Annotated in this window: 25 protein-coding genes; 2 read left to right on the top strand and 23 right to left on the bottom strand. The window is 73.9% G+C overall.

What is annotated here, in order from left to right:
* Window positions 1-10: 10 nt before the first annotated feature.
* A complete protein-coding gene (locus tag ACZ6PY_RS22540) occupies window positions 11-1117 on the top strand; it encodes a sulfite oxidase (RefSeq protein ID WP_466074861.1) in 1107 nt (368 codons plus the stop codon).
* A gap of 57 nt (window positions 1118-1174) precedes the next feature.
* Here ACZ6PY_RS22540 and ACZ6PY_RS22535 read toward each other — a convergent pair whose 3' ends face one another.
* The 12 genes from ACZ6PY_RS22535 to proS all read right to left on the bottom strand — a co-directional run bounded on the left by ACZ6PY_RS22535 (window position 1175) and on the right by proS (window position 9467).
* Window positions 1175-1498: a DUF2469 domain-containing protein gene (locus ACZ6PY_RS22535; protein WP_007075222.1), complete on the bottom strand. Its 324-nt coding sequence runs from the start codon at window positions 1496-1498 to the stop codon at window positions 1175-1177.
* Entirely contained in the window at window positions 1495-2355 is an 861-nt protein-coding gene (locus tag ACZ6PY_RS22530) for a ribonuclease HII (protein WP_433286024.1), read from the bottom strand. Before ACZ6PY_RS22530 ends, ACZ6PY_RS22535 begins: the two co-directional genes overlap by 4 nt.
* Window positions 2349-2816, bottom strand: a complete 468-nt coding sequence (locus ACZ6PY_RS22525) for an NUDIX hydrolase (protein WP_466074860.1) — start codon at window positions 2814-2816, stop codon at window positions 2349-2351. The genes ACZ6PY_RS22530 and ACZ6PY_RS22525 overlap by 7 nt, the downstream gene beginning before the upstream one ends.
* Window positions 2817-2903: 87 nt before the next feature.
* Entirely contained in the window at window positions 2904-3536 is a 633-nt protein-coding gene (gene lepB, locus ACZ6PY_RS22520; RefSeq protein ID WP_466074859.1) for a signal peptidase I, read from the bottom strand.
* Window positions 3533-4411: a signal peptidase I gene (lepB, locus tag ACZ6PY_RS22515; protein ID WP_466074858.1), complete on the bottom strand. Its 879-nt coding sequence runs from the start codon at window positions 4409-4411 to the stop codon at window positions 3533-3535. Before lepB (ACZ6PY_RS22515) ends, lepB (ACZ6PY_RS22520) begins: the two co-directional genes overlap by 4 nt.
* 193 nt (window positions 4412-4604) lie before the next feature.
* Complete coding sequence (rplS, locus tag ACZ6PY_RS22510; RefSeq protein WP_262281412.1) at window positions 4605-4964, bottom strand: 50S ribosomal protein L19; 360 nt, start codon at window positions 4962-4964, stop codon at window positions 4605-4607.
* Window positions 4965-5107: 143 nt separating this feature from the next.
* Window positions 5108-5896 (bottom strand): tRNA (guanosine(37)-N1)-methyltransferase TrmD, encoded by a 789-nt coding sequence (trmD, locus tag ACZ6PY_RS22505; RefSeq protein ID WP_466074857.1) that lies wholly within the window; start codon window positions 5894-5896, stop codon window positions 5108-5110.
* Between the two features lie 16 nt (window positions 5897-5912).
* Window positions 5913-6455, bottom strand: coding sequence for a ribosome maturation factor RimM (rimM, locus tag ACZ6PY_RS22500; RefSeq protein ID WP_466074856.1), 543 nt, complete (start codon window positions 6453-6455; stop codon window positions 5913-5915).
* The gene (locus ACZ6PY_RS22495) at window positions 6455-6715 is read right to left on the bottom strand and encodes an RNA-binding protein (RefSeq protein ID WP_030500803.1); all 261 of its coding nucleotides are present in this window, start codon (window positions 6713-6715) and stop codon (window positions 6455-6457) included. The genes rimM and ACZ6PY_RS22495 overlap by 1 nt, the downstream gene beginning before the upstream one ends.
* On the bottom strand, window positions 6690-7148 hold the full coding sequence (gene rpsP, locus ACZ6PY_RS22490; protein ID WP_091268710.1) for a 30S ribosomal protein S16: 459 nt from the start codon (window positions 7146-7148) through the stop codon (window positions 6690-6692). The genes ACZ6PY_RS22495 and rpsP overlap by 26 nt, the downstream gene beginning before the upstream one ends.
* A gap of 242 nt (window positions 7149-7390) precedes the next feature.
* Window positions 7391-8011 carry a ribonuclease FAU-1 family protein gene (locus tag ACZ6PY_RS22485; protein ID WP_466075215.1) on the bottom strand — a complete coding sequence of 207 codons (621 nt, stop codon included), beginning with the start codon at window positions 8009-8011 and terminating at the stop codon, window positions 7391-7393.
* 49 nt (window positions 8012-8060) lie between these two features.
* On the bottom strand, window positions 8061-9467 hold the full coding sequence (gene proS / locus ACZ6PY_RS22480; protein WP_466074855.1) for a proline--tRNA ligase: 1407 nt from the start codon (window positions 9465-9467) through the stop codon (window positions 8061-8063).
* A 218-nt stretch (window positions 9468-9685) separates the two neighbouring features.
* Between proS and ACZ6PY_RS22475 the strand changes: the two genes are divergently transcribed.
* Complete coding sequence (locus tag ACZ6PY_RS22475) at window positions 9686-10258, top strand: TetR/AcrR family transcriptional regulator (protein WP_466075213.1); 573 nt, start codon at window positions 9686-9688, stop codon at window positions 10256-10258.
* Between the two features lie 32 nt (window positions 10259-10290).
* On the opposite strand, the gene ACZ6PY_RS22470 is transcribed toward ACZ6PY_RS22475, so the two are convergent.
* The 11 genes from ACZ6PY_RS22470 to ftsY form a co-directional block, all read right to left on the bottom strand.
* Window positions 10291-11379, bottom strand: a complete 1089-nt coding sequence (locus ACZ6PY_RS22470) for an amidohydrolase family protein (protein WP_466074854.1) — start codon at window positions 11377-11379, stop codon at window positions 10291-10293.
* A 104-nt stretch (window positions 11380-11483) separates the two neighbouring features.
* Window positions 11484-13037: a signal recognition particle protein gene (ffh, locus tag ACZ6PY_RS22465; protein ID WP_466074853.1), complete on the bottom strand. Its 1554-nt coding sequence runs from the start codon at window positions 13035-13037 to the stop codon at window positions 11484-11486.
* A gap of 957 nt (window positions 13038-13994) precedes the next feature.
* Window positions 13995-14651 carry a response regulator transcription factor gene (locus ACZ6PY_RS22460; protein ID WP_466074852.1) on the bottom strand — a complete coding sequence of 219 codons (657 nt, stop codon included), beginning with the start codon at window positions 14649-14651 and terminating at the stop codon, window positions 13995-13997.
* Window positions 14648-15772, bottom strand: a complete 1125-nt coding sequence (locus tag ACZ6PY_RS22455) for a sensor histidine kinase (RefSeq protein WP_466074851.1) — start codon at window positions 15770-15772, stop codon at window positions 14648-14650. Before ACZ6PY_RS22455 ends, ACZ6PY_RS22460 begins: the two co-directional genes overlap by 4 nt.
* A 20-nt stretch (window positions 15773-15792) precedes the next feature.
* On the bottom strand, window positions 15793-16614 hold the full coding sequence (locus ACZ6PY_RS22450) for an ABC transporter permease (RefSeq protein WP_466074850.1): 822 nt from the start codon (window positions 16612-16614) through the stop codon (window positions 15793-15795).
* Complete coding sequence (locus ACZ6PY_RS22445; RefSeq protein ID WP_466074849.1) at window positions 16604-17506, bottom strand: ABC transporter ATP-binding protein; 903 nt, start codon at window positions 17504-17506, stop codon at window positions 16604-16606. Before ACZ6PY_RS22445 ends, ACZ6PY_RS22450 begins: the two co-directional genes overlap by 11 nt.
* Window positions 17507-17600: 94 nt before the next feature.
* Complete coding sequence (locus tag ACZ6PY_RS22440) at window positions 17601-19910, bottom strand: [protein-PII] uridylyltransferase (RefSeq protein ID WP_466074848.1); 2310 nt, start codon at window positions 19908-19910, stop codon at window positions 17601-17603.
* Window positions 19911-19927: 17 nt separating this feature from the next.
* The gene (locus tag ACZ6PY_RS22435) at window positions 19928-20266 is read right to left on the bottom strand and encodes a P-II family nitrogen regulator (RefSeq protein ID WP_013284578.1); all 339 of its coding nucleotides are present in this window, start codon (window positions 20264-20266) and stop codon (window positions 19928-19930) included.
* Between the two features lie 25 nt (window positions 20267-20291).
* Complete coding sequence (locus ACZ6PY_RS22430; RefSeq protein ID WP_466074847.1) at window positions 20292-21704, bottom strand: ammonium transporter; 1413 nt, start codon at window positions 21702-21704, stop codon at window positions 20292-20294.
* A gap of 200 nt (window positions 21705-21904) precedes the next feature.
* Entirely contained in the window at window positions 21905-22768 is an 864-nt protein-coding gene (locus ACZ6PY_RS22425) for a phosphotransferase (RefSeq protein WP_466074846.1), read from the bottom strand.
* A gap of 7 nt (window positions 22769-22775) precedes the next feature.
* Window positions 22776-23969, bottom strand: a complete 1194-nt coding sequence (gene ftsY / locus ACZ6PY_RS22420; RefSeq protein ID WP_466074845.1) for a signal recognition particle-docking protein FtsY — start codon at window positions 23967-23969, stop codon at window positions 22776-22778.
* Window positions 23970-24048: the final 79 nt, after the last annotated feature.

Raw genomic sequence — 24048 nt, 5'->3', positions numbered from 1 at the left:
GAGCAGCGAGATGACCACCGTCGACGACGTGAGCCGGCCCTCCCGGGTCGCCGGCCCGGACGAGGCGATCAGCGCCGAGGAACTCCAGTTGGCCGCGCGCAACCACGGCATCCCGCTGGAGGCGCTGCGCTACGACGTGACCCCGGCCGGCCTGCACTACCTGCTCATCCACTACGACATCCCGGACGTCGACCCGGCGGCGCACGCGCTGACCGTGGGCGGCGCGGTCGCGCGTCCGCTCCGCCTCGACCTGGCGGCGCTGCGGGAGCGGCCCCGGGTCACCCACCGGGTGACGCTGGAGTGCGCGGGGAACGGCCGGGCGCTGCTGCACCCCCGCCCGGTCAGCCAGCCGTGGCTGGTGGAGGCGGTGGGCAACGCCGAGTGGACCGGCACCCCGCTGGCCCCGCTGCTCCGCGAGGCCGGGTTGCCGGCCGACGCCGTGGACGTGGTCTTCACCGGCGCGGACCACGGGGTGGAGCGCGGCGTCGAGCAGGACTACCAGCGGGCGCTGCCGGTCGCGGACGCGCTGCGCGAGGAGGTGCTGCTCGCGTACGAGATGAACGGCGCTCCCCTGCTGCCGCAGCACGGTGCGCCGCTGCGGCTGATCGTGCCGGGCTGGTACGGCATGGCGCACGTCAAGTGGCTGCGCGACATCCGGGTGCTGACCGAGCCGTTCGACGGCTACCAGAACGCGGTGGCGTACCGGCTGCGGCAGGACGCCGACGACCCTGGCGTGCCGGTGACCCGGATCGAGCCTCGCGCGCTGGTCCGCCCGCCGGGCTTCCCGGATTTCATGTCGCGCGCCCGGGTGCTGCGGCCGGGGCCGTGCACGGTGGACGGTCGGGCCTGGTCGGGGCACGCGCCGGTGACGGCCGTCGAGGTGACCTTCGACGGCGGCACGACGTGGGTGCCGGCGACCCTGGACGAGCCCACCGGGGGCGAGTGGGCGTGGCGGCGGTGGCAGGTGTCGTGGCGGGCGACGCCGGGGCGGCACGTGCTGGGCGCCCGGGCGGTCGACGCCTCCGGGCGGACCCAGCCGGTGGAGCAGCCGTGGAACCGGGGCGGGTTCGCGAACAACCTGGTGCAGCGGGTCGAGGCGGTCGTGCTGGCGGAGTGATCCGCCTCGGGTGGTCGGCCGGGCCTCCGGGCCCGCCGGCCGCGGGGACGGCTGGCGTCAGCCGCCGAATCCGGAATCTGCGGGAAGCGAGATGTCGGGCTTTTCGAGCTCTTCCACATTGACGTCCTTGAACGTCATCACGCGGACATTCTTGACGAAACGGGCGGGGCGGTACATGTCCCACACCCAGGCGTCGTGCATCTCGACCTCGAAGTAGACCTCGCCGTCCGAGTTACGCACGTGCAGGTCGACCTGGTTGGCCAGGTAGAAGCGGCGCTCGGTCTCCACCACGTAGGAGAATTGGCGGACAATGTCGCGGTACTCCCGGTAGAGCTGCAGCTCCATCTCGGTTTCGTACTTCTCGAGATCTTCCGCGCTCATCGCACTCCGCCTTCCATGACCACATCTTCCCCCACCGACGCCGGAGGTCGCGGCTGCTCGCCCAACGCCACGCCGACGGTACCCCCTGCCGCGTCGGAGCGCTCCATCGGCTCGTCCGGACCGTCGTCGAACGCCCCGTCCGGGGCGCCGAAGAGCACCTCGTCGGGGCTGCCGGCAGCCGGCCGGCGGGACCGGGGCGGCCGGCCGTCCCGCCCCGAGACGGTGGCCACGTTCACGTACGAGAAGCGGTGTTCCCGGCAGGGCCCCCGCTCGCGCAGCGCGGCGCTGTGCTCGGGAGTGATGTAGCCCTTGTGCTCGGCGAAGCCGTAGCCGGGGTGCCGCTCGTCCAGTTCCACCATGATCCGGTCCCGGGTGACCTTGGCGAGCACGCTCGCCGCCGCCACGCAGGCGGCCACTCGGTCCCCCTTCCAGACCGCCAGGCCCGGCACGTCCAGCCCGTCCACGCCGAAGCCGTCGGTCAGCACGTATTCCGGGCGGGTGGTCAGCGAGGCGAGCGCCCGGCGCATGGCGGCCAGGTTGCACACGTGCAGCCCGCGCGCGTCGACCTCCTCGGCGGGGATGATCACCACCGCGTACGCCAGGGCCCGCGCCACGACCTCCTCGTAGACGCGTTCCCGGGCCGCCGGGGTGAGCAGCTTGGAGTCGGCCAGCTCGTCGATCTCGCCGCGCCGCCCCTCAGGCAGCACCGCGGCGGCGGCCACCAGCGGCCCGGCGCAGGCCCCCCGGCCGGCCTCGTCGGCGCCGGCCACGTGCCGGAAGCCGCGCCGTTGCAGCGCCCGCTCCAGCGCGTACAGGCCGCCGTCGCGGCGCACCACGGTGCGCGGCGGGGTCAGCACGGGACACCCCCGGCGAGCGCCCGGGCGAGCCGGTCCGCCAGGTCCGGCGGGTAGTAGCGCTCGGTCGTGGCGGCCAGCTCGCCGGCCGACCACCAGCGGTGGCCGTGCACGCTGGCCTGCTCGACCTCGTCGAAGCCGGTCGTGTCGACCTCCCAGGTCGGCACGCGGAACAGGAAGAACTCCTGCTCCTGCCGGTACCAGACACCGTCGAACGGGAACTCGACCGTCTCCGCCCAGACCGGGGCGCCCAGCTCGGCCGGGGCGAGCCGCAGCCCGGTCTCCTCGGCCAGCTCCCGTGCCGCGCCCTCGGCCGGGCTCTCCCCCGGGTCGAGGCCGCCGCCGGGGGTGAACCAGTAGCGGTGATCCGGCCGGGCCGGGTCACTGCCCTCGAACAGCAGCACCCGGTCGGACGCGTCGACGAGCAGCACCCGGGCCGCGCGACGAGGGGTGTAGACGGTCACCGCACAAGCCTGCCAGACGCCTCCGACGAACGCCCACGCCCTCCGGCTCTGCGGGGGCGGGCGTGGTCACCGGGGCGGGCCGCCAAGTCAGGGGTTGGGGATGCCGTCGAACTGGTCCGGCACGCTGAGCCAGGTCGCCCGGCCGACCGGCCAGAAGATCGTGAAGGCCCGCCCGATCACCTGGTCCTCCGGGATGGTCGCCTCGGTGATGTCCTCGCCGGACTGCTGCCAGTGCTCCAGCGAGTCCCCCGAGGCCTCCCGGTGGTCGCCCATCACCCAGAGCCGGCCCTTCGGCACGGTGATGTCGAAATCCTGGTCGGCAGGCTTGTTGCCGGGGAAGATGAACGGCTCGTCGATCGGCTTGCCGTTGATGATCAACCGTTCCTGCGGGCCGGTGCGGTCGCAGCAGACCACGTGGTCCCCGCCGACCCCGATCACGCGCTTGATGAAGTCCTCGCCCTGCGGGTTGCCGCTCCACTCGGTGGGCGCCTTGAACACGATCACCTCGCCGCGGTGCGGCGAGCGGAAGTCGTACACCAGCTTGTTGACCAGCACCCGATCGTCGATCTTGAGGGTGTTCTCCATGGACGGCGAGGGGATGAAGAAGGTCTGCAGCACGAAGGCACGAACCAGCACTGCGACCAGGATCGCCACGCCCAGGAGGATGGGCAGCTCTTTCCAGAAGGAACTGCGCGGCTTCTCGGTCTGCTCGTCAATCACGGGTGGAGCCTACGTCCCCGGCCGTGGCGCAGTCGCCCCGAACGCGCGAGAACGGAGAGCGCGGCCGTGACCGGGAGGATCAGCACGACGCCGCCCACCGGGTCGGGATCCACCGGGGCCGGCCCGGCCGGCGCGGCGTTCGGCTGCGGCAGGTCGTCGAAGGTGTCCGGGACCGGCAAGGTGGTCCAGCGCTGCGACGGCCAGACGATCATAAAGGCCCGGCCGACCACGTTGTCGATCGGCACCGGGCCCTGGCACCGGGCGTCCTGGGAGACCAGCCGGTGGTCGCCCATCACGAAGATCTGCCCCGGCGGCACGACGATCTCGGTGAACTGCCGGGAGCGGCACTCCTTCGGGTTCGGCGGTAGGTCGACCGGGGAGTCCTCGGAGACGTAGCCCTGCTCCTCCAGCGGCACGCCGTTGACCACGACCCGCCCCTTGTCGCAGCACCAGACCCGGTCACCGGGCACCCCGATGACCCGCTTGATGAAGTCCTTCTCGCCGGGGCGGCTGACGCCGACCAGGTCACCCAGGGTGCGGCCGACCTTGCCGGCGAAGTTGGTCGGCGGGGCGGGGGCCTCCTGGGCGACCCACCGGTCGGTGCCGCGGAACACGACCACCTCGCCGCGGACCGGGTCGCGGACGTCGTAGACGACCTTGTTGACCAGCACCCGGTCGCCGACGAGCAGGGTGTTCTCCATCGACCCGGACGGGATGAAGAACGCCTGGAGCAGAAAGGTGCGGATCAGCACCGCGAGGCAGAAGGCGACGACGAGGAGCAGGGGCAGTTCCTGCCACAGCGGCATCTGCCGGCGGGTGCGCCGCCGTCGGCGCCACGGGTCGACGGTGCCGTCCTCGTCAAGCATCTGCACCATGCCACTCTCCGGTCCGCGGAAACGACACTACCGCCCGGGAGTCTCCGGCAGAGACCCCACGGGCGGTAGTGGACCGCTGTGACACCGCGTCGAGTGGGCGCGGCGCGCCGTCCCCCGGCGCCCGTACGACCAGGGTAATGCGCTCCGGTCGATACGACATCCGCACAGGTCAGGCGGCGTGGCGAGGGAAAATTCAGCTCGCCGGCTGCTTCTCGCGCAGCTCCTTGATCTTGGCCTTCTTGCCCCGCAGCTCGCGCAGGTAGTAGAGCTTGGCGCGCCGCACGTCACCGCGGGTCACGACCTCGATCCGGTCGAGGGCCGGGCTGTTCAGCGGGTAGGTGCGCTCCACCCCCACACCGAAGCTGATCTTGCGGACCGAGAAGGTCTCGCGCAGGCCGTCACCCTGGCGGCGGATGACGACGCCCTGGAAGATCTGGACCCGGGACCGGTTGCCCTCGACGACCCGCGCGTGCACCTTCACGGTGTCACCGGCGCGGAAGTCGGGCAGGTCAACGCGCTTCGACTGGGCGTCAAGGGCGTCCAGGATGTTCATCGCTGCGTCCTCGTGAGGCTCACGGCGCATCGTCAGTCGATGCGCGGATGGGTGATTCTGACCCCCGGGTGGTGGCCGGCGACGCCGACCCCGGTCGAGGGTCCTCGCATCCGTCCACGGCGTGGACGGAAGCGGCAACCCCTCTACTTTGCCACATCACCCGGCCGGGGCTGAAATCCACCCCGGTCCAGGGCCACCCGGTCCCGCTTGTCCAGGCTCTCCGGCGGCAGCGCGGCGATCATGTCGGGGCGGCGGGCCGCCGTCCGCAGCAGCGCCTCGTCACGCCGCCAGCGGGCGATCTTCCCGTGGTCGCCGGAGCGGAGCACCTCGGGCACCTCGTGCCCGCGCCACTCCGCCGGCTTCGTGTACATGGGCGCTTCCAGCAGCCCGTGGGCGTGCGACTCCTCGTCCAGCGAGCCGGCGTTGCCGAGCACCCCGGGCAGCAGCCGGGTGACCGCCTCCAGGATGACCAGCACGGCCACCTCGCCGCCGAAGAGCACGTAGTCGCCCAGCGAGACCTCGGTCACCCGCATCCGGGTCGCCGCGTGGTCGAGCACCCGCTGGTCGATGCCCTCGTAGCGGCCGCAGGCGAACAGCAGGTGCGACTCGGCGGCCAGCTCGTGGGCCATGGCCTGGGTGAACGGGACGCCGGCCGGCGACGGGACGAGCAGCCGGGGCAGGGTGTGCCCGTCCGGGCTCAGCTCGTCGGGGGCCAGGGCGTCGAGGGCCTCGCCCCACGGCTCCGGCCGCATCACCATGCCGGGGCCGCCGCCGTAGGGGGTGTCGTCGACCGTGCGGTGCACGTCGTGGGTCCAGGTCCGCAGATCGTGTACGGCCAGCCGCAGCGTGCCGCCCGCCCGGGCCTTGCCGATCAGCGACAGGTCCAGCGGGGCGAAGTACTCGGGGAAGATCGACACGATGTCGACGCGCATGAGGGGGTGGCTCCAGTCAGAGGTCGAGCAGCCCGGCGGGCAGCTCCACCACGACGCGTCCGCCCGCGACGTCGACCTCGGGGACGATCGCCTTGACGAACGGGATGAGCGCGGTGCGGCCCTCGGGGCGTCGCAGCACCAGCAGGTCGGAGGCGGGGGCGTGGTCGATCCGGGCCACCTCGCCCAGCCGCTCGCCGGCCGGGGTCACCACGGCCAGCCCGACCAACTGGTGGTCCAGGAACTCCTCCGGGTCCTCCGGCGGAGCCACGTCGGCGCTGTCCACGCCGAGCAGGGTGCCGCGCAGCGCCTCGGCGACGTCGCGGTCCAGCACGCCCTCGAAGTTGACCAGCAGCCGCCCCTGGTGCCACCGGGCGGACTCGATGGTCAACGTGGCCGGCACCCGGTAGGCGCCGGGCTCCGGAGGCGCGACCGCCCCCGGCTCGGTGCGCAGCACCGCGCCGGGGGCGAAACGTGCTTCGGGCTCATCGGTCCGCACCTCCACGGTGACCTCACCGCGGATGCCGTGCGGCTTGCCGATCCGGCCGACGATGAGAAGCATCAGTACGAGTCGACGATGTCGACGCGCACCCCGCGCCCACCGATGGAGCCGATCACCTGGCGCAGCGCCTTGGCGGTCCGGCCGGACCGCCCGATCACCGTGCCGAGGTCCTCCGGGTGCACGCGGACCTCGAGCCGCTTGCCCCGGCGGGAGTCGACCATGCGCACCCGGACGTCGTCCGGGTGGTCGACGATCCCCTTGACCAGGTGCTCCAGGGCCGGACGCAGCGCCATGTCAGGCCTGCTCGCCGGACTCGGCACCGGTCTGCTCCTCGGCCTTCGGCGCCTCGGCCTCGGCGGCCGGGGCCTGGGCCTTGGCGGCCTTCTTGGCCGGGGCCGGGGTGTCCGCCACGCCGGCGGCGGCCTTCGCCTCGGCCTCGTACGCCGCCTTGCGGTCGGCCCGCTCCGCGGCGACCTTCAGCGGCGGCGGGGCCGGCAGGCCCTTGAACTTCTGCCAGTCACCGGTCAGCTCCAGCAGGCGCTGCACGGCCTCGCTCGGCTGCGCGCCGACCGACAGCCAGTACTGGACCCGCTCCGACTTGACCTCGATCACCGAAGGGTCCTCCTTCGGCTGGTACACACCGACGAACTCGATGGCGCGACCGTCACGCTTGGTGCGCGAGTCGGCGACGACGATGCGGTACTGCGGGTTGCGGATCTTGCCCATCCGCAGGAGCCGGATCTTTACGGCCACAGTTGTTTCGCTCCTGTTGCGATTTCACCGGCCCGGTACGGGCGGTGTGGCGGGTGAGCGCCGCCCGGCACAGTGGGGTTGGGCCGGAGACTGCTCGGTTAACTGGCGACGCGCCCGGGTTAGAGGGCGCCGGACGCGCGCCGGATACCAGCGACCCATTCTGCCAGATCCCACCCGGATCTCTCACACCGGACCCGGACAGCTCACTCGGGTCGCCCCCGCCGGTGACGAACGACACAGGTTCACCGGACCGGCGGCCGGTCCCAGCCGGGCGGCAGTTCGTCCGGTACGTCCCACTCGGCGGGCGGGGTGAAGTCGCACCAGGTGCCGTCGAAGGGGAACTCGCCGGCCTCGGCGATCCGGATCACCCGCTCCCCCTCGGCCCGGACCGCCTTCTCGTCCGGCACCCAGTAGTGCTGCGGAAAGGCCAGGCGCTCGACGAACTCGTCCTCGTCCTTCCACTCCCAGCTCAGGTCCGGGTGGACCACCACGTCGAGGTCCTGGTCGACCATGTCGACGCCGGCCACCGTGCCGTCGTCCCAGCGGATGCCGGGCTCCTCCAGGTTGACATACCAGTTCTTGAACCGGCCCCGGTCGTCCCGGAACCACCAGACCGAATGGGCGGCGCCGGCGGGCAGGAACTTCAACACCGGCGGCCCGTTCCAGCGCCCCTGGGCGAGCCGGTAGGACGAGGTGATCCACTCGGCGAACGGCATGGCACGCATCCCCAGCCCCGCCTCGGTCACCTCGTGCGCCACCGGGGTGTTCCGGGCCACCCAGAGCAGCAGCCCCCGGTCGTCGTCGAGGACCACGCGGGCCGACCGGACCCAGCCGATCCGGCCGTGCCGCACGTTGCGGTGCATGATCAGTCGGCCGGGCGCGAACCGGCCGGTGGGATCGCCCGGACGCACCTCAGTAGGCGCGGGCCAGGATGGCGACCAGGTCCGGCTCGTCCTCGGTGTCGGGCACCGAGCCGTCGGCGCGGAGCAGGCACCGGACGGTGACGCCCTGGCCGTTCGCCTCGGCCTCGCCCTGGACGCCGACCTCCGACCACGGCACCTTGGCCCAGCCGGTGGCGGCCGCCTCGAGCGCCTCGGCCAGCGTGCCGACCTCGACGGTCCGGGACTGCCGGAACGCCAGCGCCTGGTCGTGCAGCGCCTGCTGGTCCGCCTCAAGCGCGGCGAGCACCGCGCCCACCACGTCGGCGACCGGGACCGGGGCCTTCGAGCCGTCCGTACGCCGCACCACCACCGCGTTGCCGGCGGCCAGGTCGCGGGGGCCGACCTCGACGCGCACCGGGTAGCCGCGCAGCTCGGCGTCGACCGCGCGGCGGCCGAACGCCGTGTCGGTCCGGTCGTCCAGCGCGACCCGGACGCCGGCGTCGCGCAGCGCGTCGCACAGCTTGGCCGCCGCCTCGCCGACGCCCTCGCCGTCCTTGACGACCATCACGTACGCCTGGACCGGCGCCAGCTTCGGCGGCACCCGGAGGCCGTTGTCGTCGCCGTGGCACATGATCAGGCCGCCGAGCATCCGGGTCGAGGTGCCCCACGACGTGGTCCAGGCGTGCTCCCGGCCGCCCTCGGCCGAGGAGTAGCTGATGTCGAACGCCTTGGCGAAGTTCTGGCCCAGCTCGTGGCTCGTGCCCAGCTGGAGCGCCTTGCCGTCGCCCATCATGCCTTCGCACGTGTACGTGGCGGTGGCGCCGGCGAAGCGCTCGCGGGCGGTCTTCAGGCCGACCACCACGGGGATGCCGAGCACGTTGACCATCAGGTCCTCGTACGCCTCGTGCAGGATCCGGCGGGCGTAGGCCCGGGCGTCCTCCCGGGTGGCGTGCGCGGTGTGGCCCTCCTGCCAGAGGAACTCGCTGGTACGGAGGAAGATCCGGGGGCGCAGCTCCCAGCGGACCACGTTCGCCCACTGGTTGAGCAGCAGCGGCAGGTCCCGGTAGGAGTCGATCCACTTGGCCATGAACTCGCCGATCACCGTCTCGCTGGTGGGGCGGACCACCACCGGCTCGGCGAGCTGCTTGCCACCACCGTGGGTGACGACGGCCAGCTCGGGCGAGAAGCCCTCGACGTGCTCGGCCTCGCGCTTGAGGTAGCTCTCCGGGATGAAGAGCGGGAAGTACGCGTTCTCCGCGCCGGCCGCCTTGATCCGGGCGTCCATCTCGGCCTGCATCCGCTCCCAGATGGCGTAGCCCGCCGGTCGGATGACCATGGTGCCCCGCACCGGGCCGTTGTCGGCCAGCTTCGCCTTGGCGATCAGGTCCTGGTACCAGCGGGGAAAGTCCTCCGCACGGGGAGTGAGCACGCGTGCCATGACCGCACATCCTATGCGCCGGGCGGGCCGCCGCTGCGCCCGGGAGTCGGCGCACGCCGTGTCGCGCCGCCCGACCGTAGACTTCGACGGCGATGGGTGAGCTTCCAGACGCCGGCGCCCGGCCGCCGCGCCACGCGAAACGCGCCGAGCCGGAGGTGCCGCGCGACGGGTCACGGCGCGGCGCGGGACGCACCGAGCCGGAGGTGCCGACGCCGCGGCTGCGGGACGCGATCGTGGACGCCGCCCGCGCGCAGACGGTCGCCGCGGGCTGGGACGGCGTCCGCATGGGCGGGGTGGCGCGGGCCGCCGGGGTGAGCCGGCAGACCGTCTACAACGAGTTCGGCAGCAAGGCCGGCCTGGCCGAGGCGCTCGCGCGGCGCGAGGTGGACCGCTTCGTCGGGGAGGTCCGCGCCGCCCTCGACGCGCACGGCGCCGACGTGCGGGCCGCGGCGTACGCGGCCATCCGGCACACCCTCGCCGCCGCCGCGGACAACCCGCTGGTCAAGGCGATCCTCACCAGCGCCCGGGGCGGCTCCGACGAGCTGCTGCCCTACCTGACCACCCGGTCCGAGCTGGTGCTCGCCGAGTCGTCCGCGGCCCTGCTGGAGTGGGCCGACCGGCACCTGCCGGCGGGCGACCCCGCGGCCCGGGCCTTCGCCGCCGACACGATCGTCCGCCTGGTGGTCAGCCACATCGTGCTGCCCCGGTCGCCGGTCGACGAGACCGCCGACCAGCTGGCGACCCTGGCCCTCCACCTCTTCCACACGGCCGCCACCCGGCCACCCGGTTGATCAGGAGGTTCGGGACGGTCCGGACCTCGTGATCAGCGAGGGACGGGAAGGACGCGGCCGCGGAGGATGACGCGCGACGGGGCGCGGACCACCCGCAGGTCGCGGCGGGGGTCCTCGGGGTAGACGGTCAGGTCGGCCAGGCCGCCCTCGACCAGGCCGGGGAAGCCGAGCCACTCTCGGGCCCGCCAGGAGGCGGCGGCGAGCACGTCCTCGGCGGACATCCCGGCCTGCTCGTGCAGGAGCAGCATCTCCTCGGCGGCCAGCCCGTGGTCGATGCCGCCGCCCGCGTCGGTGCCCACGTAGATCGGCACCCCGGCCTCGTGCGCGGCGCGGACCACCTCGGGGAACCGGTCGCGCAGGGCGAGCATGTGGTCGGCGTACCCGGGGAACTTCGCCCTGGCCTGCTCGGCGATGTGACCGAACGTGCGGATGTTGATCATCGTGGGCACCAGCGCGGTGCCCTGCCGGGCCATCAGGTCGACGAGGTCGAGGCTCAGCCCGGTGCCGTGCTCCACCGAGTCCACCCCGGCCCGCACCATGATCTCCACGGCCGACTCGGAGAAGGTGTGCACGGCCGCGCGCGCACCGGCGGCGTGCGCCGCGGCGACCGCGGCGGTCATCGTGTCGGCGTCCCAGGCCGGCGCCAGGTCACCGACCCCGCGGTCGATCCAGTCGCCGACCAGCTTGACCCAGCCGTTGCCGGCGGCGGCCTGCGCGGTGACCGTCGCGGCCACCTCGGCCGCGCCGACCTCCACCCCGATGTCGCGCAGGTAGCGCTTCGGCGGCGCGACGTGCCGGCCGGCGCGGGCCAGTCGCGGCAGGTCCGGCTCGTCGTCGAGTTCCGGGTACGGGTACGGCGAGCCGGCGTCGCGGATGGCCAGCACGCCGGCGTCCCGGTCGGTGCGGGCCAGCTCGCGGGCCTGGTCCAGGGAGGTGATCGGGGCGCCGCCACGGGCGATGCCGATGTGGCAGTGGGCGTCGGTCAGGCCGGGCAGCACGAAGCCGCCGTCGACGACCGTCTCGGCGCCGGGCACCGGTTCGAAGGTGACCCGGTCGCCGACCAGCCAGACGTCCCGGACCTCGTCGTCCGGCAGGAGCACACCGCGCACATGCAGAGCCATGTGCACAGTCCTACCCGATCACCCCCGCGAGCGCGTCACGAGCCCGCCGCGGTACGCCGACGGCCCCGCCCCCCGGGAGGGGACGGGGCCGTCTCCGACACGCGTCAGCGCGGGCCCTTGTCACCGCCCTTGCCGAGCTTGTTGAAGTCGATCTTCGGAAGCTTGAAGCCCGGCGGCAGGCCCTGGCCGCCGGCCAGGTCGCCCGGGTCGAGGCCCGGCGGGAGCTGCGGCATGCCGCCCGGGAAGCCGCCCGGCACCCCGGCGCCGGTGCGCGGCCGCCCGCCGCCCTTGGTGCCCTTGCGCTTGTTCTTCGGCGACTTGGTCGCCTTGCGCCGGCCACCGCCGGGCAGGCCCATCATGCCGCCCATCTGCTTCATCATCTTCTGCGCTTCGGCGAAGCGGTTGAGCAGCTGGTTGACGTCCATCACGGTGACGCCGGAGCCGCTGGCGATGCGGGCCCGGCGGGAGCCGTTGATGATCTTCGGGGTGGTGCGCTCGGCCGGGGTCATCGACCGGATGATCGCGGTGACCCGGTCGAAGTGCTTGTCGTCCAGCTCGGCGAGCTGGTCCTTCATCTGCCCCATGCCGGGCATCATGGCCAGCACGTTGGCGATCGGGCCCATCCGCCGGACCGCGATGAGCTGATCGAGGAAGTCCTCCAGGGTGAACTGCTCGCCGCCCATCAGCTTGGCGGTCATCTTCTCCTTCTGATCGGCGTCGAAGGCCGCCTCGGCCTGCTCGATCAGAGTGAGGACGTCGCCCATGCCGAGGATCCGGCTGGCCATCCGGTCGGGGTGGAAGACGTCGAAGTCCTCCAGCTTCTCGCCGGTGGAGGCGAACAGGATCGGCTGCCCGGTGACCTCCCGGACCGACAGGGCGGCGCCACCGCGGGCGTCACCGTCGAGCTTGGAGAGGACCACACCGGTGATGCCGACGCCGTCGCGGAACGCCTCGGCCGTGCGGACCGCGTCCTGACCGACCATGGCGTCGATGACGAAGATGACCTCGTCGGGCTGGACCGCGTCGCGGATGTCGGCCGCCTGCTGCATCATCTCGGCGTCGATGCCGAGGCGGCCGGCCGTGTCGACGATGACGATGTCCCGGGCGGCCCGCCGGGCGTGCTCGATCGAGTCGCGCGCGACCTGCACCGGGTTGCCGACGCCGTTGCCGGGCTCCGGGGCGTACACCTCGACGCCGGCGCGGCCACCGAGCACCTGGAGCTGCCCGACGGCGTTGGGGCGCTGGAGGTCGGCGGCGACCAGCAGCGGCTGGTGGCCCTGGGCCTTGAGCCAGCGGGCCAGCTTGCCGGCGAGGGTGGTCTTACCGGAACCCTGGAGACCGGCCAGCATGATCACGGTCGGCGGGTGCTTGGCGAACTGGAGCCGCCGCCCCTCGCCGCCGAGGACGTTGATCAGCTCCTCGTTGACGATCTTGATGATCCGCTGGGCCGGGTTGAGCGCCTGGGAGACCTCGGCGCTGCGCGCCCGCTCCTTGACGTTCGCGATGAAGCCCTTGACCACCGGCAGGGCGACGTCGGCCTCCAGCAGCGCCATGCGGATCTCGCGCGCGGTGGCGTCGATGTCGGCGTCGGTGAGCCGACCCTTGCCGCGGAGCTTGGTGAAGATCCCGGACAGGCGGTCACTCAAGGTGTCAAACACGCGAACATCCCGTTTGTCGTTTTCGGCAGGCACAGGGCGGCCGGGCAGGTGTCCAGCCCACCGCTAGGGTAGCCCGCCACCCGCACCCACGCTCTGACCCGACCCACCACCGCACCGCCAGCCACCACCCACCGCCGGAGTCCTCGGGCAGGAGCCCGGCCAGCGCTGCCCCACCGCACCCGCCGACCATCGCCCTCCACCGCACCGCGAGCCACCGCGGCCCGGCGGCCCGGCGCCGCCCCACTCACCGTCGCACCGCCCGCAGGGCCGTCACATCCACCCACCAACCGCCGCACCCGCCGCCGGCCGGCCGCCGCCCACCCACCGGCCGCCGCGCTTCTGGCCGCTGGCCGCTGGCCGCTGGCCGCTGGCCGCTGGCCGCTGGCCGCTGAAGATCTTGGACGGAAATGGTCCCCAGGGGGGCCGTTTCATACCAAGATCTTTTCGTTTCCCACTTTCTGGATGCGTTGTCTCGAGTGGGGGGAGGGGCGACGGTCGAGCCGGCACCGGGCCACGCTCGGGTGCAGCGGTCGACCCTGGCCGGCTAGGAACTTGATGACGCGGATGAGTCACCACCCGCGCCGCCTGTGCCGATCGGCCCTCGATGGCAGGGCCAACCCCGCCGAATTCACCCCGCCGAGATCCCCCCCCGGTTGAATCATTCACGCCATCAAGGTTGTAGCGACGGAAGGAAGTGTTCCGGGCCGCCGTAGTCCTGGCGGCGCCGAACGCGCTGCATGCGCCGAACGCGCTGCACGCGCTGGAGACGCTGGAGGCGTCGGAGACGCCGGAGAGGCGGGAGACGCCGGAGACGCGGGAGACGCCGGAGACGCCGGAGACGCCGGAGACGCCGGAGACGCCGGAGACGCCGGAGACGCCGGAGACGCCGGAGACGCGGGAGGCGCCCGAGGCATCTGGTCGGTCAGGAGGCGCCAGAGAATCAGGAGCGCCGGTGGGTCAGGAGGGCACCAGGCCCGACTGGTACGCGAAGACCACCAGCTGGGCCCGGTCCCGGGCGCCCAGCTTGACCATCGAGCGGCTGACGTGGGTCCGCGCGGTGGCCGGGCTGACCACCAGCCGCTCGGCGATCTCGACGTTGCTCAGCCCCTCGCCGACCAGGCCCACCACCTCGCGTTCCCGGTCGGTGAGCGCGTCGAGCCGGGGGTGGGGGCGGGGCACCCGGGCCGGCCGGGTGGCGAACTCGCGGACCACCCGCCGGGTCACCGACGGGGAGAGCAGCGCCTCCCCCTCGGCGACCAGCCGGATGGCCCGCAGCAGCTCGGCCGGGCGGGTGTCCTTGGTGAGGAAGCCGCTGGCGCCGTGCCGGAGCGCGTCGAAGACGTACTCGTCCAGCTCGAAGGTGGTCAGCACGACCACCCGGGTGCCGGCCAGCGCGGGGTCGGCGACGATCCGGCGGGTCGCCTCGATGCCGTCGACGCCGGGCATCCGGACGTCCATCAGCACCACGTCGGGGCGTTCCCGGCGGGCCGCCTCGACGGCGGCGAGCCCGTCGGCGGCCTCCCCGACCACGGTGAGGTCGTCCTCGCTCTCCACCAGGGCACGCAGGCCGATCCGGACCAGGTCCTGGTCGTCGGCGAGCAGCACGCGGATCATGTGACCTCCTCCACGGGCAGTGTGGCGGACACCCGGAACCCACCGGCGGAGGCGGGGCCGGCCGTGAACACGCCGCCCAGGGCGGTGACCCGCTCCCGCATGCCGGCCAGCCCGTAGCCGGACCCGTTCGCCGGGGTGGCCGCGCCGCGGCCCGTGTCGGTGACCTCCACGGCGACCTCGGTCGGCGCGTACCGGATCCGGACGGTGGCGGTGGCCGGTCCGGCGTGCCGCAGCACGTTGGTCAGCGCCTCCTGCACCACCCGGTAGGCGGCCAGGTCCACCGCGACCGGGAGCGGGCGCGGCGCACCGTCCACCTCGACGGTGACCGGGAGCCCCGCGCCGGCCAGCCGCTCGCGCAACTGCGGGAGCTGGGCCAGCCCGGGAGTGGGGGCACGCTCGTCGGCGGCCTCGTCGCGGCGCACCACGGTCAGCGTGACCCGCAGCTCGTCGAGCGCCTCCTTGCTGGTGCGGCTGATCGCGGTGAGCGCCGCCTCGGCCTGCTCGGGCTTGCGGGCCAGGAGGTGCAGGGCGATCTCGGCCTGGAGGTGGATCGCGGCGAGCCCGTGGCCGACCACGTCGTGCACCTCCCGGGCCACCCGCAGCCGCTCGGCGTCGGCGAGCCGGCGCGCCTCGTCGGTGCGGCTGCGCGCCGCGTTCTCCCGGCCGAGCCGCACGGTGACGCCCACCGCGAACGGCACCACGATCCAGGCGGCGGCCGGCATCAGCCCGACCACGCCGGGTGGACGCACCCCGACGAAGACGTGCGTGAGCAGCGTGAGCAGCGCCACCCCGTTGGCCACCGCCGCGACCCCGATCGGTCGGTACGCCGCGACCGTGTAGACCCCCACGAACAGCGACAGCAGGATCGGCCCGTACGGGTAGCCGAGGGTCAGGTAGGCGGTGCTCGCCGCGGTGACCACCGCGAGGGTGGCCAGCGGCCAGCGCCGGCGGACGGCCACCGCGAGCGCGGCAACCACGACCAGCGGGTAGGTGACCGGGCCGGTGCCCACGCCCTGGTTGTGGCCGGCCGGCGCGGTGCCGGCCAGCCCGATCACCAGCAGGGCCAGCGCGACGAGGCCGTCCAGGATGCGAGGCCCCCAGTCGCCACGCTCGCGGTCCACGTCCCCTCCCCCGCCCCGCCTCAGCCGATGTCCCGGCGGCGCAGCAGCACCGCGCCGACCGCCGCGAACCCGACCAGGTACGCGGCCACCACCACGGCCGCCTGCCCGCCGCCGACCGTGGCCGCCACCCCCGGGGTGTCGCCCGGCGCGCCGAGCGCGGCCGCCAGCGACCCGGCGTTGGGCCCCGGCAGCCCCTCCTGCGCCGTCGCCACCCAGTCGACAAGCGGCGCGGCGATCGCGGCGAGCAGGTTCTGCACGGCGAGCATCCACACCAGGCCCAACCCGACCGGCAGGGCCACGGCGCGCAGCGCGACGGCCAGCACGGCACCGAGCATGGCCCACATCGTCGCGATGAGCCACCCCGCGCCGATACCGGTGAGCAGGTCGCCGGCCGACGGCCAGGTCACCGGCTGCGCCTCGGCGGACGCGATGAGCAGGCTGGCGACCGCACCGACCGCGAAGACGGCCAGCACCACGGCCAGCGCGGCGGCGGCGAGGGCGAGCAGCTTGCCCGCGTACACCTCCAGCCGGGTCGGGCCCTGGGTGAGCACGGTCTTCCAGGTGCCCCAGCCGTACTCGCCGCCGACCGTGAGCACGCCGAGGATCAGCAGGATCGAGCCGAGGAAGACCGGCAGGCCGCCGAGCGAGTTGCCGACCAGCTGGTCGGGGAGCAGCGCGGGCAGGGCGCGGCCGGTGTTCGGCCCGTCGGTGCCGCCCGCCACGCCCGCGTACGGGAAGACGTAGGTGAAGATCAGTGCGAGCACCAGCGTGATGGCCAGCAGCAGCCAGCTCGCCGGTCGCCGGACGAGCTTGACCGTCTCGGCGCGGAAGCTACGCGACATCGGCCGTTCCCCTCTCCACGAGGTCGAAGAAGACCTGCTCCAGGTCCCGTTCCCGGGGGCGCAGCTCGCGCACGGCGAGCCCGGCCCCGACCAGCTCGGTGTTGAGCCAGGCGGCGCGCTCCGGCTCGACGGCCAGCTCCAGCCCGCCGTCGACCACCCGGACCCGCTCGGCGCCGACCAGTTCCCGCGCCCGGGCGGCCGCCGCGTCCAGCGGGTCGGCGAGCAGCCGCAGCCCGGCCGCGCCGCGCAGCTCGGCGACGCTGCCCTCGGCCACCAGCCGGCCCCGGGCGATCACGCCGACCCGGTCGCACACCTGCTCGACCTCGCCGAGCAGGTGGCTGGAGACCAGCACCGTGCAGCCGGCCGCGCCGAGCCGGCGGATCAGCGTGCGCATGTCCGCCATGCCGGCCGGGTCGAGGCCGTTGGTCGGCTCGTCCAGGATCAGCAGGCGGGGATCCTTCAGCAGCGCGGCGGCCACACCGAGCCGCTGCTTCATGCCCAACGAGTAGCCGGCGTAGCGGTCGCCGGCCCGGTCGGTGAGGTCGACCAGGTCGAGCACGAGGGCGACCCGGTCGGCGCCGACCCCGGCGTAGCGGGCCAGCACCCGCAGGTTCTCCCGGCCGGAGAGGTACGGGTAGAAGGCCGGTCCCTCGATCAGCGCCCCGACCCCGGTGAGCCGGCCGGCGGCGGGTGGCCGGCCGAGCAGCCGGACCGTGCCGGCGGTGGGCCGGACCAGCCCGAGCAGCATGCGCAGGGTGGTGGTCTTGCCGGCGCCGTTGGGGCCGAGGAAGCCGTACACCTCGCCGGCCCGGACGGTCAGCTGGAGTTCGTGCACGGCGGTCAGGCCGCCGTACCGTTTGGTGAGCCCTTCGGTCTGCACTGGCAGGTTCATGCCACCGAGCGTCCCGCCGGACGGGCCCCGGCACGTCGCCCTGCGAGCGGCTCCGCGCCTACGCCGCCGGACGTAGTGTCCGCAGGGCCCTCGCCTACACGGCGGCCAACACGGCGGCCTCGACGCGGCACCGGTCCGCCTCCGGCGGCCAGCCGCCGACCAGGTAGAACGCGTCCACCACGTCGCCGCCGAGGGTGGAGATCCGGGCGGCCCGCACCTGGGCGCCGGCCTCGTCGAGGGCGCACGTGACCCGGTAGAGCAGCCCGGCCGCGTCGGCGGCGCGCAGCTCCAGCAGCACCGCGTCGGTGGCGGCCTCGCGGTGCCAGACCACCCGGGGCGCGGCCCCCCGGGCCCGCGCGGCGAGCGCCCGGCCGCGCAGCCGCTGGGTGACCGAGACGTCGCCGGTGACCGCGCGGCGCAGGTCGGCGGTGAGCGCGATCGGGTCGGGGGCCAGGCCGTAGCGCGGCTGCACCCGGCACTGCACCAGGGCCCGGCCGTCGACCGTGGCGGCGTCCGCGGAGATCACCTCCAGCCGGTGCAGGGCCAGGCAGCCGGCCACCGTGGCGAGCAGGCCCCGACGGTCGGCCGCGGCCACCGACACCCGGTCCTCCCCCACGTGTACGACCGGCAGCGGCCCGGCGACCAGCGCCGGGTCGGGGGCCGGCGGGGCGGGCACCACGCCGGTGTCCAGGGCGGTCCGCACCCGGGCGACCAGTTCGGCGACCAGCCGACCCTTCCAGCCCGACCAGGCGGCCGGCCCGGTGGCCGCGGCGTCGGCCCGGACCAGGCCGTGCAGGAGGTCCAGGGTGGTGGTGTCGCCGACCCGCTCGGCGACACCGGCGACGGTCTTCGGGTCGGAGAGGTCCCGCCGGGTGGCCACGTCGGGCAGCAGCAGGTGCAGCCGGACCAGCTTGGCGATCAGCGCCGCCTCGTCCGCGGGCAGCCCGATCCGGGCGGCCACCGCCTCGGCGAGAGGTGCGCCCACGGTGCTGTGGTCGCCCGGCAGACCCTTGCCGATGTCGTGCAGGAAGGCGCCGAGCAGCAGCAGGTCGGGCCGGTCCACGTCCCGGGTGTGCCGGCTCGCCTCGTACGCGGCCTGCACCAGGTGCCGGTCGAGGGTGAACCGGTGCACGGGGTTGTGCTGGGGCAGGCTGCGCAGCCGGGTCCACTCGGGCAGCCAGCCGTCGATCAGCCCGTACCGGTCGCAGGTCTCCCAGGCGGGCACCAGGCCGGGACCGGCCCCGAGCAGGGTGATCAGCGCGGCCCGGGCGGCCGGCGGCCAGGGCGCCGGCAGCGGCGGGCAGTACGCGGCCAGCCACTCGCAGGTGGCCCGGGCGATGGGCAGCCGGGTGGTGGCCGCGGCGGCGGCGACCCGCAGCGACAGGCTCGGGTCGGGGCGGGCGCCGATCGCCGTGCGGGCGAGGACCAGCTCGCCGTCCTGCTCGACCACGTCCCGGGCGACCGGGCGGCGCAGCGGCCGGCCGGCGGCGTTCCGGTGCCGGCCGGCGCGGAGCCGGTCGGCGGCCCGCCAGGCGTCGTCGAGGGCGTGGCTGACGGTCCGGGCGTCCCCGGCCACCCGGCGCAACAGCGCGTCTCCGTCGCGGGCCGTCGCCGCCTCGGCGTCCGCGTGGCCGCCCGGCGGCTGTCGCAGCCCGAGCAGGGCAGCGACGCCGTCGCGTTCCTGGGCGACCAGCCGGTCGACCCGGCGGCCGACCTGCTGGTGCAGGGCGTCGCGGGTGTCCAGCAGCCGCCGGTGCGCGGCGTGCACGGCGGGGCGGAGGGCGTCGGTGACGCCGGCGGTGGCGATGGCCCGCAGGAGGCCGACGTCGCGCAGCCCGCCGGCGGCCTCCTTGAGGTCGCCTTCGAGCAGGAAGGCCAGCTCGCCGTGGGCCTCCCAGCGGGCGGTGGTGATCTCCCGCAGCTTCGGGAGCTGGCGGACGGCGGTGCGCCGCCAGTGGTCGGCGGCGGTGCGGACGAGCTGGTCGGCCAGCACCGGGTCGCCGGCCACGTGCCGGGCGTCGAGCAGGCCGAGGGCGACCTTGACGTCGTCCTGGGCCACCGACAGCGCCTCGGCGACCGTGCGCACCGAGTGGTCCAGCCGCAGCCCGGCGTCCCAGATCGGATACCAGAGCGAGGCGGCCAGCTCGTCGGTGCCGGGCACCCCGGCGTGCAGCAGCACCAGGTCGAGGTCGCCGTGCGGCGCGCACTGGCGGCGGCCCAGCCCGCCGACCGCGACCAGCGCGATGCCCTCCCGGTGGGGGAAGATGCCGCGCAGCCAGGCGTCCAGAGCGTCGGCCCGGGCCGCGCGCGCCGCGGCGCCGATCCCCCCGGGTACGCCGGCGACCTCGTTGACCACGGCCGGGCCGACCCCGGTGGGGCCGGTCTGCGTGGTCAACGAGGTCACGTCGGTCGGGTCCGGCGTCAGAGGGCGTCGAGCCCGCGCTCGCCGGTACGCACCCGGACGACCTCCTCGACGCCGGTCACCCAGACCTTGCCGTCGCCGATCTTGCCGGTGCGGGCGGCGCCCACGATGGCGTCGACGATCTTGTCGACGTCCATCTCGTCGGTGAGCACCTCGACCCGGATCTTGGGCAGGAACTCGACCGTGTACTCGGCACCCCGGTAGACCTCGGTGTGCCCCTTCTGCCGGCCGTAGCCCTGGACCTCGCTGACGGTCAGGCCGGCCACGCCGAGGGCGTGCAGGGCCTCCTTCACCGCGTCCAGCTGGTACGGCTTGATGACCGCGGTCACCAGCTTCATGTCCAACCCCTCCATCCCAGGAACGTTAACCGGCGACCTTCTCGCTGACCGGCTCGGCGGGCTCCTCCGCCGGGTCGGTGGGTTCCGGGGCCGGCCTGCTCGCGCCGATCCCGGCCATGGCGAACGCGCCCCCGGCGCTGCCACCCGTGGTGGGCGACAGGTCGTACGCGCTCTCCGCGTGCTCCGCGACGTCGATGCCGTCGACCTCGGCCTCGGCCGCCACCCGGAAGCCGATCGTCTTCTCGATGGCGAAGGCGAGCAGCCAGGCGATGCCGGCCGACCACACGGTGACGATGACGCCGGCCAGGGCCTGCCGGCCGAGCTGGGTCAGGCCGCCGCCGTAGAGCAGGCCGTCGGAGGCGCCCACCACGTCGCTGATCGCGCCGTTGACCGAGTTGGTGGCGAAGAGGCCGAGCCACAGCGACCCGATCCAGCCGCCGACGAAGTGCACGCCCACCACGTCGAGGGAGTCGTCGTAGCCGAGCCGGTACTTCAGGCTGATGGCAAGCGCGCAGACCGCACCGGCGACGATGCCGAGCAGGACGGCCGCCCACGGGGCGATGAAGCCGCAGGCCGGGGTGATGGCGACCAGACCGGCCACGGCGCCGGAGGACGCGCCGACCATGGTCGGCCTGCCGTCCTTGATCCACTCGATCGCCAGCCAGCCGAGCACCGCGGCCGCGGTGGCGAGCTGGGTGTTGAGGAAGGCCAGGCCGGCCACCGAGTCGACGGTCAGCTCCGAGCCGGCGTTGAAGCCGAACCAGCCGAACCAGAGCAGGCCGGCGCCGAGCGCGACCAGCGGAATGTTGTGCGGCTTCATGCCCTCGCGGGGCCAGCCGACCCGTCTGCCGAGCACCAGGGCCACGCCGAGCGCCGCCGCGCCGGCGTTGATGTGCACGGCCGTGCCGCCGGCGAAGTCGAGCGCGTGGAGCTTGGCGCCGATGATGCCGCCGCCCCACACCCAGTGCGCCACCGGGAAGTAGACCAGGGTGGCCCAGCCGAAGGCGAAGAGCAGCCAGCCGGCGAACTTCGCCCGGTCGGCGATGGCGCCGCTGATCAGCGCGACGGTGATCACCGCGAAGACCATCTGGAACGCCATGAACACGTACAGCGGGACGCCGATGCCGCTGGGGTTCTCCGCCGTGGCGCCCCAGAGGTCGGTCTCCGCCAGGAAAGTCTTGGTGCCCAGGTACGCGGCGGGGTCGCCCCAGAAACCGTTGACGTCGGCCCCGAAGGCGACGCTGAAACCGTAGAACCACCACAGCACGGAGATGAGCCCGATGGCCGAGAAGCTCATCATCATCATGTTGAGCACGCCCTTGGCCCGGTTCAGGCCGCCGTAGAACAGCGCCAGGCCCGGGGTCATGAGCAGCACGAGAGCGGTCGAAACCAGCAGCCAAACGGTGTTGCCGCCGTCGATCGTCGGTGCTTCAGGCACGCTGGCCTCCTAAAGGTGAAGTCTCCTCCTTCGCGGCTTCCGGGGCAGCGTCGCCCGTACGCCGGTTGCGCGGAAGCTTGCTCGGCGGCTGTTTCTTCACCGACACCGCTCGATTTCCGACGCGTGACGGGTTGTTTCCGGCGTGTGAAGAAAGACGATCATGATTGGCGCCGGCCCCGGGGCGCCGGCGTGTGCGCGGGTCAGCGCAGCGCGTGCTCCAGGGCGTGCCGCTCGTAGTCGAGCAGCCGCAGGTCGCGCATCGGCCGGCGCAGGTGGCCCTTGTGCACGATCCGGACGAACGCCGGCTCGCCGGCCGCGGCCATCCGCCGGATGCCCTCGACGTGGTCGACGATCCGCTTGCGGATGGTCCGGATCAGCCGGTGCCGGTCCCGGGGGATCAGCCCGTACGCGTCGGCGAAGAGGCGCAGCCGGCGCGGCCGGTCCGGGTGCTTCCAGCCGAGGGTGATCGAGTCCCGGTCGGAGAAGATCGGCACCCAGGTCCAGGCCGCGTACGCCACGTCGTAGATCCGGGCACCGGGCGAGGCCAGGTCGAAGTCGATCAGCCCGAGGGTGCCGTCGGGCCGCCAGATCACGTTGTGCGGGGCGGCGTCGTGGTGGCAGATCACCTCGGTGTCCGGCGGGGGCGGGCCGAACGAGCGCCAGACCGCCCCCTGCGGCGGGGTGAAGCCGTACTGGGCGTCGTGGAACATCCGCAGCATGGTCGCCACGGTGACCAGGGCCTCGTCGGTGACCCAGTGCGGGGCCAGCGGGTACTCCCCGCACTCCCCCTCCAGGTACGACAGGACCTCCCGGTTGCGCTCGTCCATGCCGAGGGCGCGGGGCGCGCCGGTGAAGCCGACGTACTCCAGATGGCGCAGCAGCGCGTGGACCGAGGGGGTCCACGGGCCGGCGTTGCGCCGGACGGTGTCGCCCACCCGGACCACGGTGCTCACGTTCCCGCCGTGGAGCGGGATCTCCTGCGAAGTCACGTACGGTCTCCCGAGGCGTGGCGACGGGTGGCTGGGGTCGCGCCACCCCGCGTAGGCGCGATCGTCAGTCGTCACGTCGAGGCTACGCGTCCCGGGCGAGCGGCTCGGTGCCGAGCAGCGCGTCGACGAACTGCGCCGGGTCGAACGGGGCCAGATCGTCCGGGCCCTCGCCGAGGCCGACCAGCTTGACCGGGATGCCCAGCTTGCGCTGCACGGCGATCACGATGCCCCCCTTGGCGGTGCCGTCGAGCTTGGTCAGCACCACGCCCGTCACGTTGACCACCTCGGTGAAGACCCGGGCCTGTTCCAGGCCGTTCTGGCCGGTGGTGGCGTCGAGCACCAGCAGGGTCTCGTCGATCGGGCCGTGCTTCTCGACCACCCGCTTGACCTTGCCCAGCTCGTCCATCAGGCCGACCTTGTTCTGCAGCCGGCCGGCGGTGTCCACCAGCACCGTGTCGACCTTGGTGTCGATGCCGCGCTTGACCGCGTCGAAGGCGACGCTGGCCGGGTCGGCGGCCTCGGGGCCGCGGACGGTCTCCGCGCCCACCCGGCCGCCCCAGGTCTCCAGCTGGTCGGCGGCGGCGGCCCGGAAGGTGTCGGCCGCGCCGAGAAGCACGGTCCGGCCGTCCGCGATGAGCACCCGGGCGATCTTGCCGCAGGTGGTGGTCTTGCCGGCGCCGTTGACCCCGACCACCAGCAGCACCGCCGGCACGCCCTCCTTGGGGGCGGTCTTCAGCGACCGGTCGAGCGTCGGGTCGAGCGCGTTGACCAGCTCGGTGGCGAGCAGGGTGCGCAGCTCGCCGACCGAGCGGGTGCCGAGCACCCGGGTCCGCTCGCGCAGCCGGTCGACGATCTCGCGGGTGGAGTCGACGCCGACGTCGGCGGTGATCAGGCTGTCCTCGATCTCCTCCCAGGTGTCCTCGTCGAGGCGGTCCCGGCTGAGCAGGCCGAGCAGGCCCTTGCCGAAGACGTTCTGCGAGCGGGACAGCCGGGAGCGCAGCCGCACCAGCCGGCCGGCGGTGGGCTCGGGGACCTCGATGGTGGGCAGCGGCGGCGCCTCGACCACCGGCGGCGGCTCGACCAGCACGCCGGTGCGCAGGTCCGACTCGGCCGCCTCGACCGGCGGCCCGGCCAGGTCCTCCTCGGCCCGGGTGTCGACCTCCGTCTCCGGCAGCGGCGGCTCGGGGCGCCGGCGCAACCGGGGCACCACGAGGCTGAGGCCGCCGAGGATCAGCACGCCGAGCAGGGCGAGTGCGACGAGAAGGTATTCCGTCATGCCCGAAATCCTGTCAGATGGCGGCGACGGCGTCCCACTCACCGCCTCGGCACGTGAACGAGCTGCGGGTACGCTCGCG

Source organism: Micromonospora sp. NPDC048907, assembly GCF_055586885.1.
This window is presented reverse-complemented; position numbering and strand designations above follow the sequence as displayed.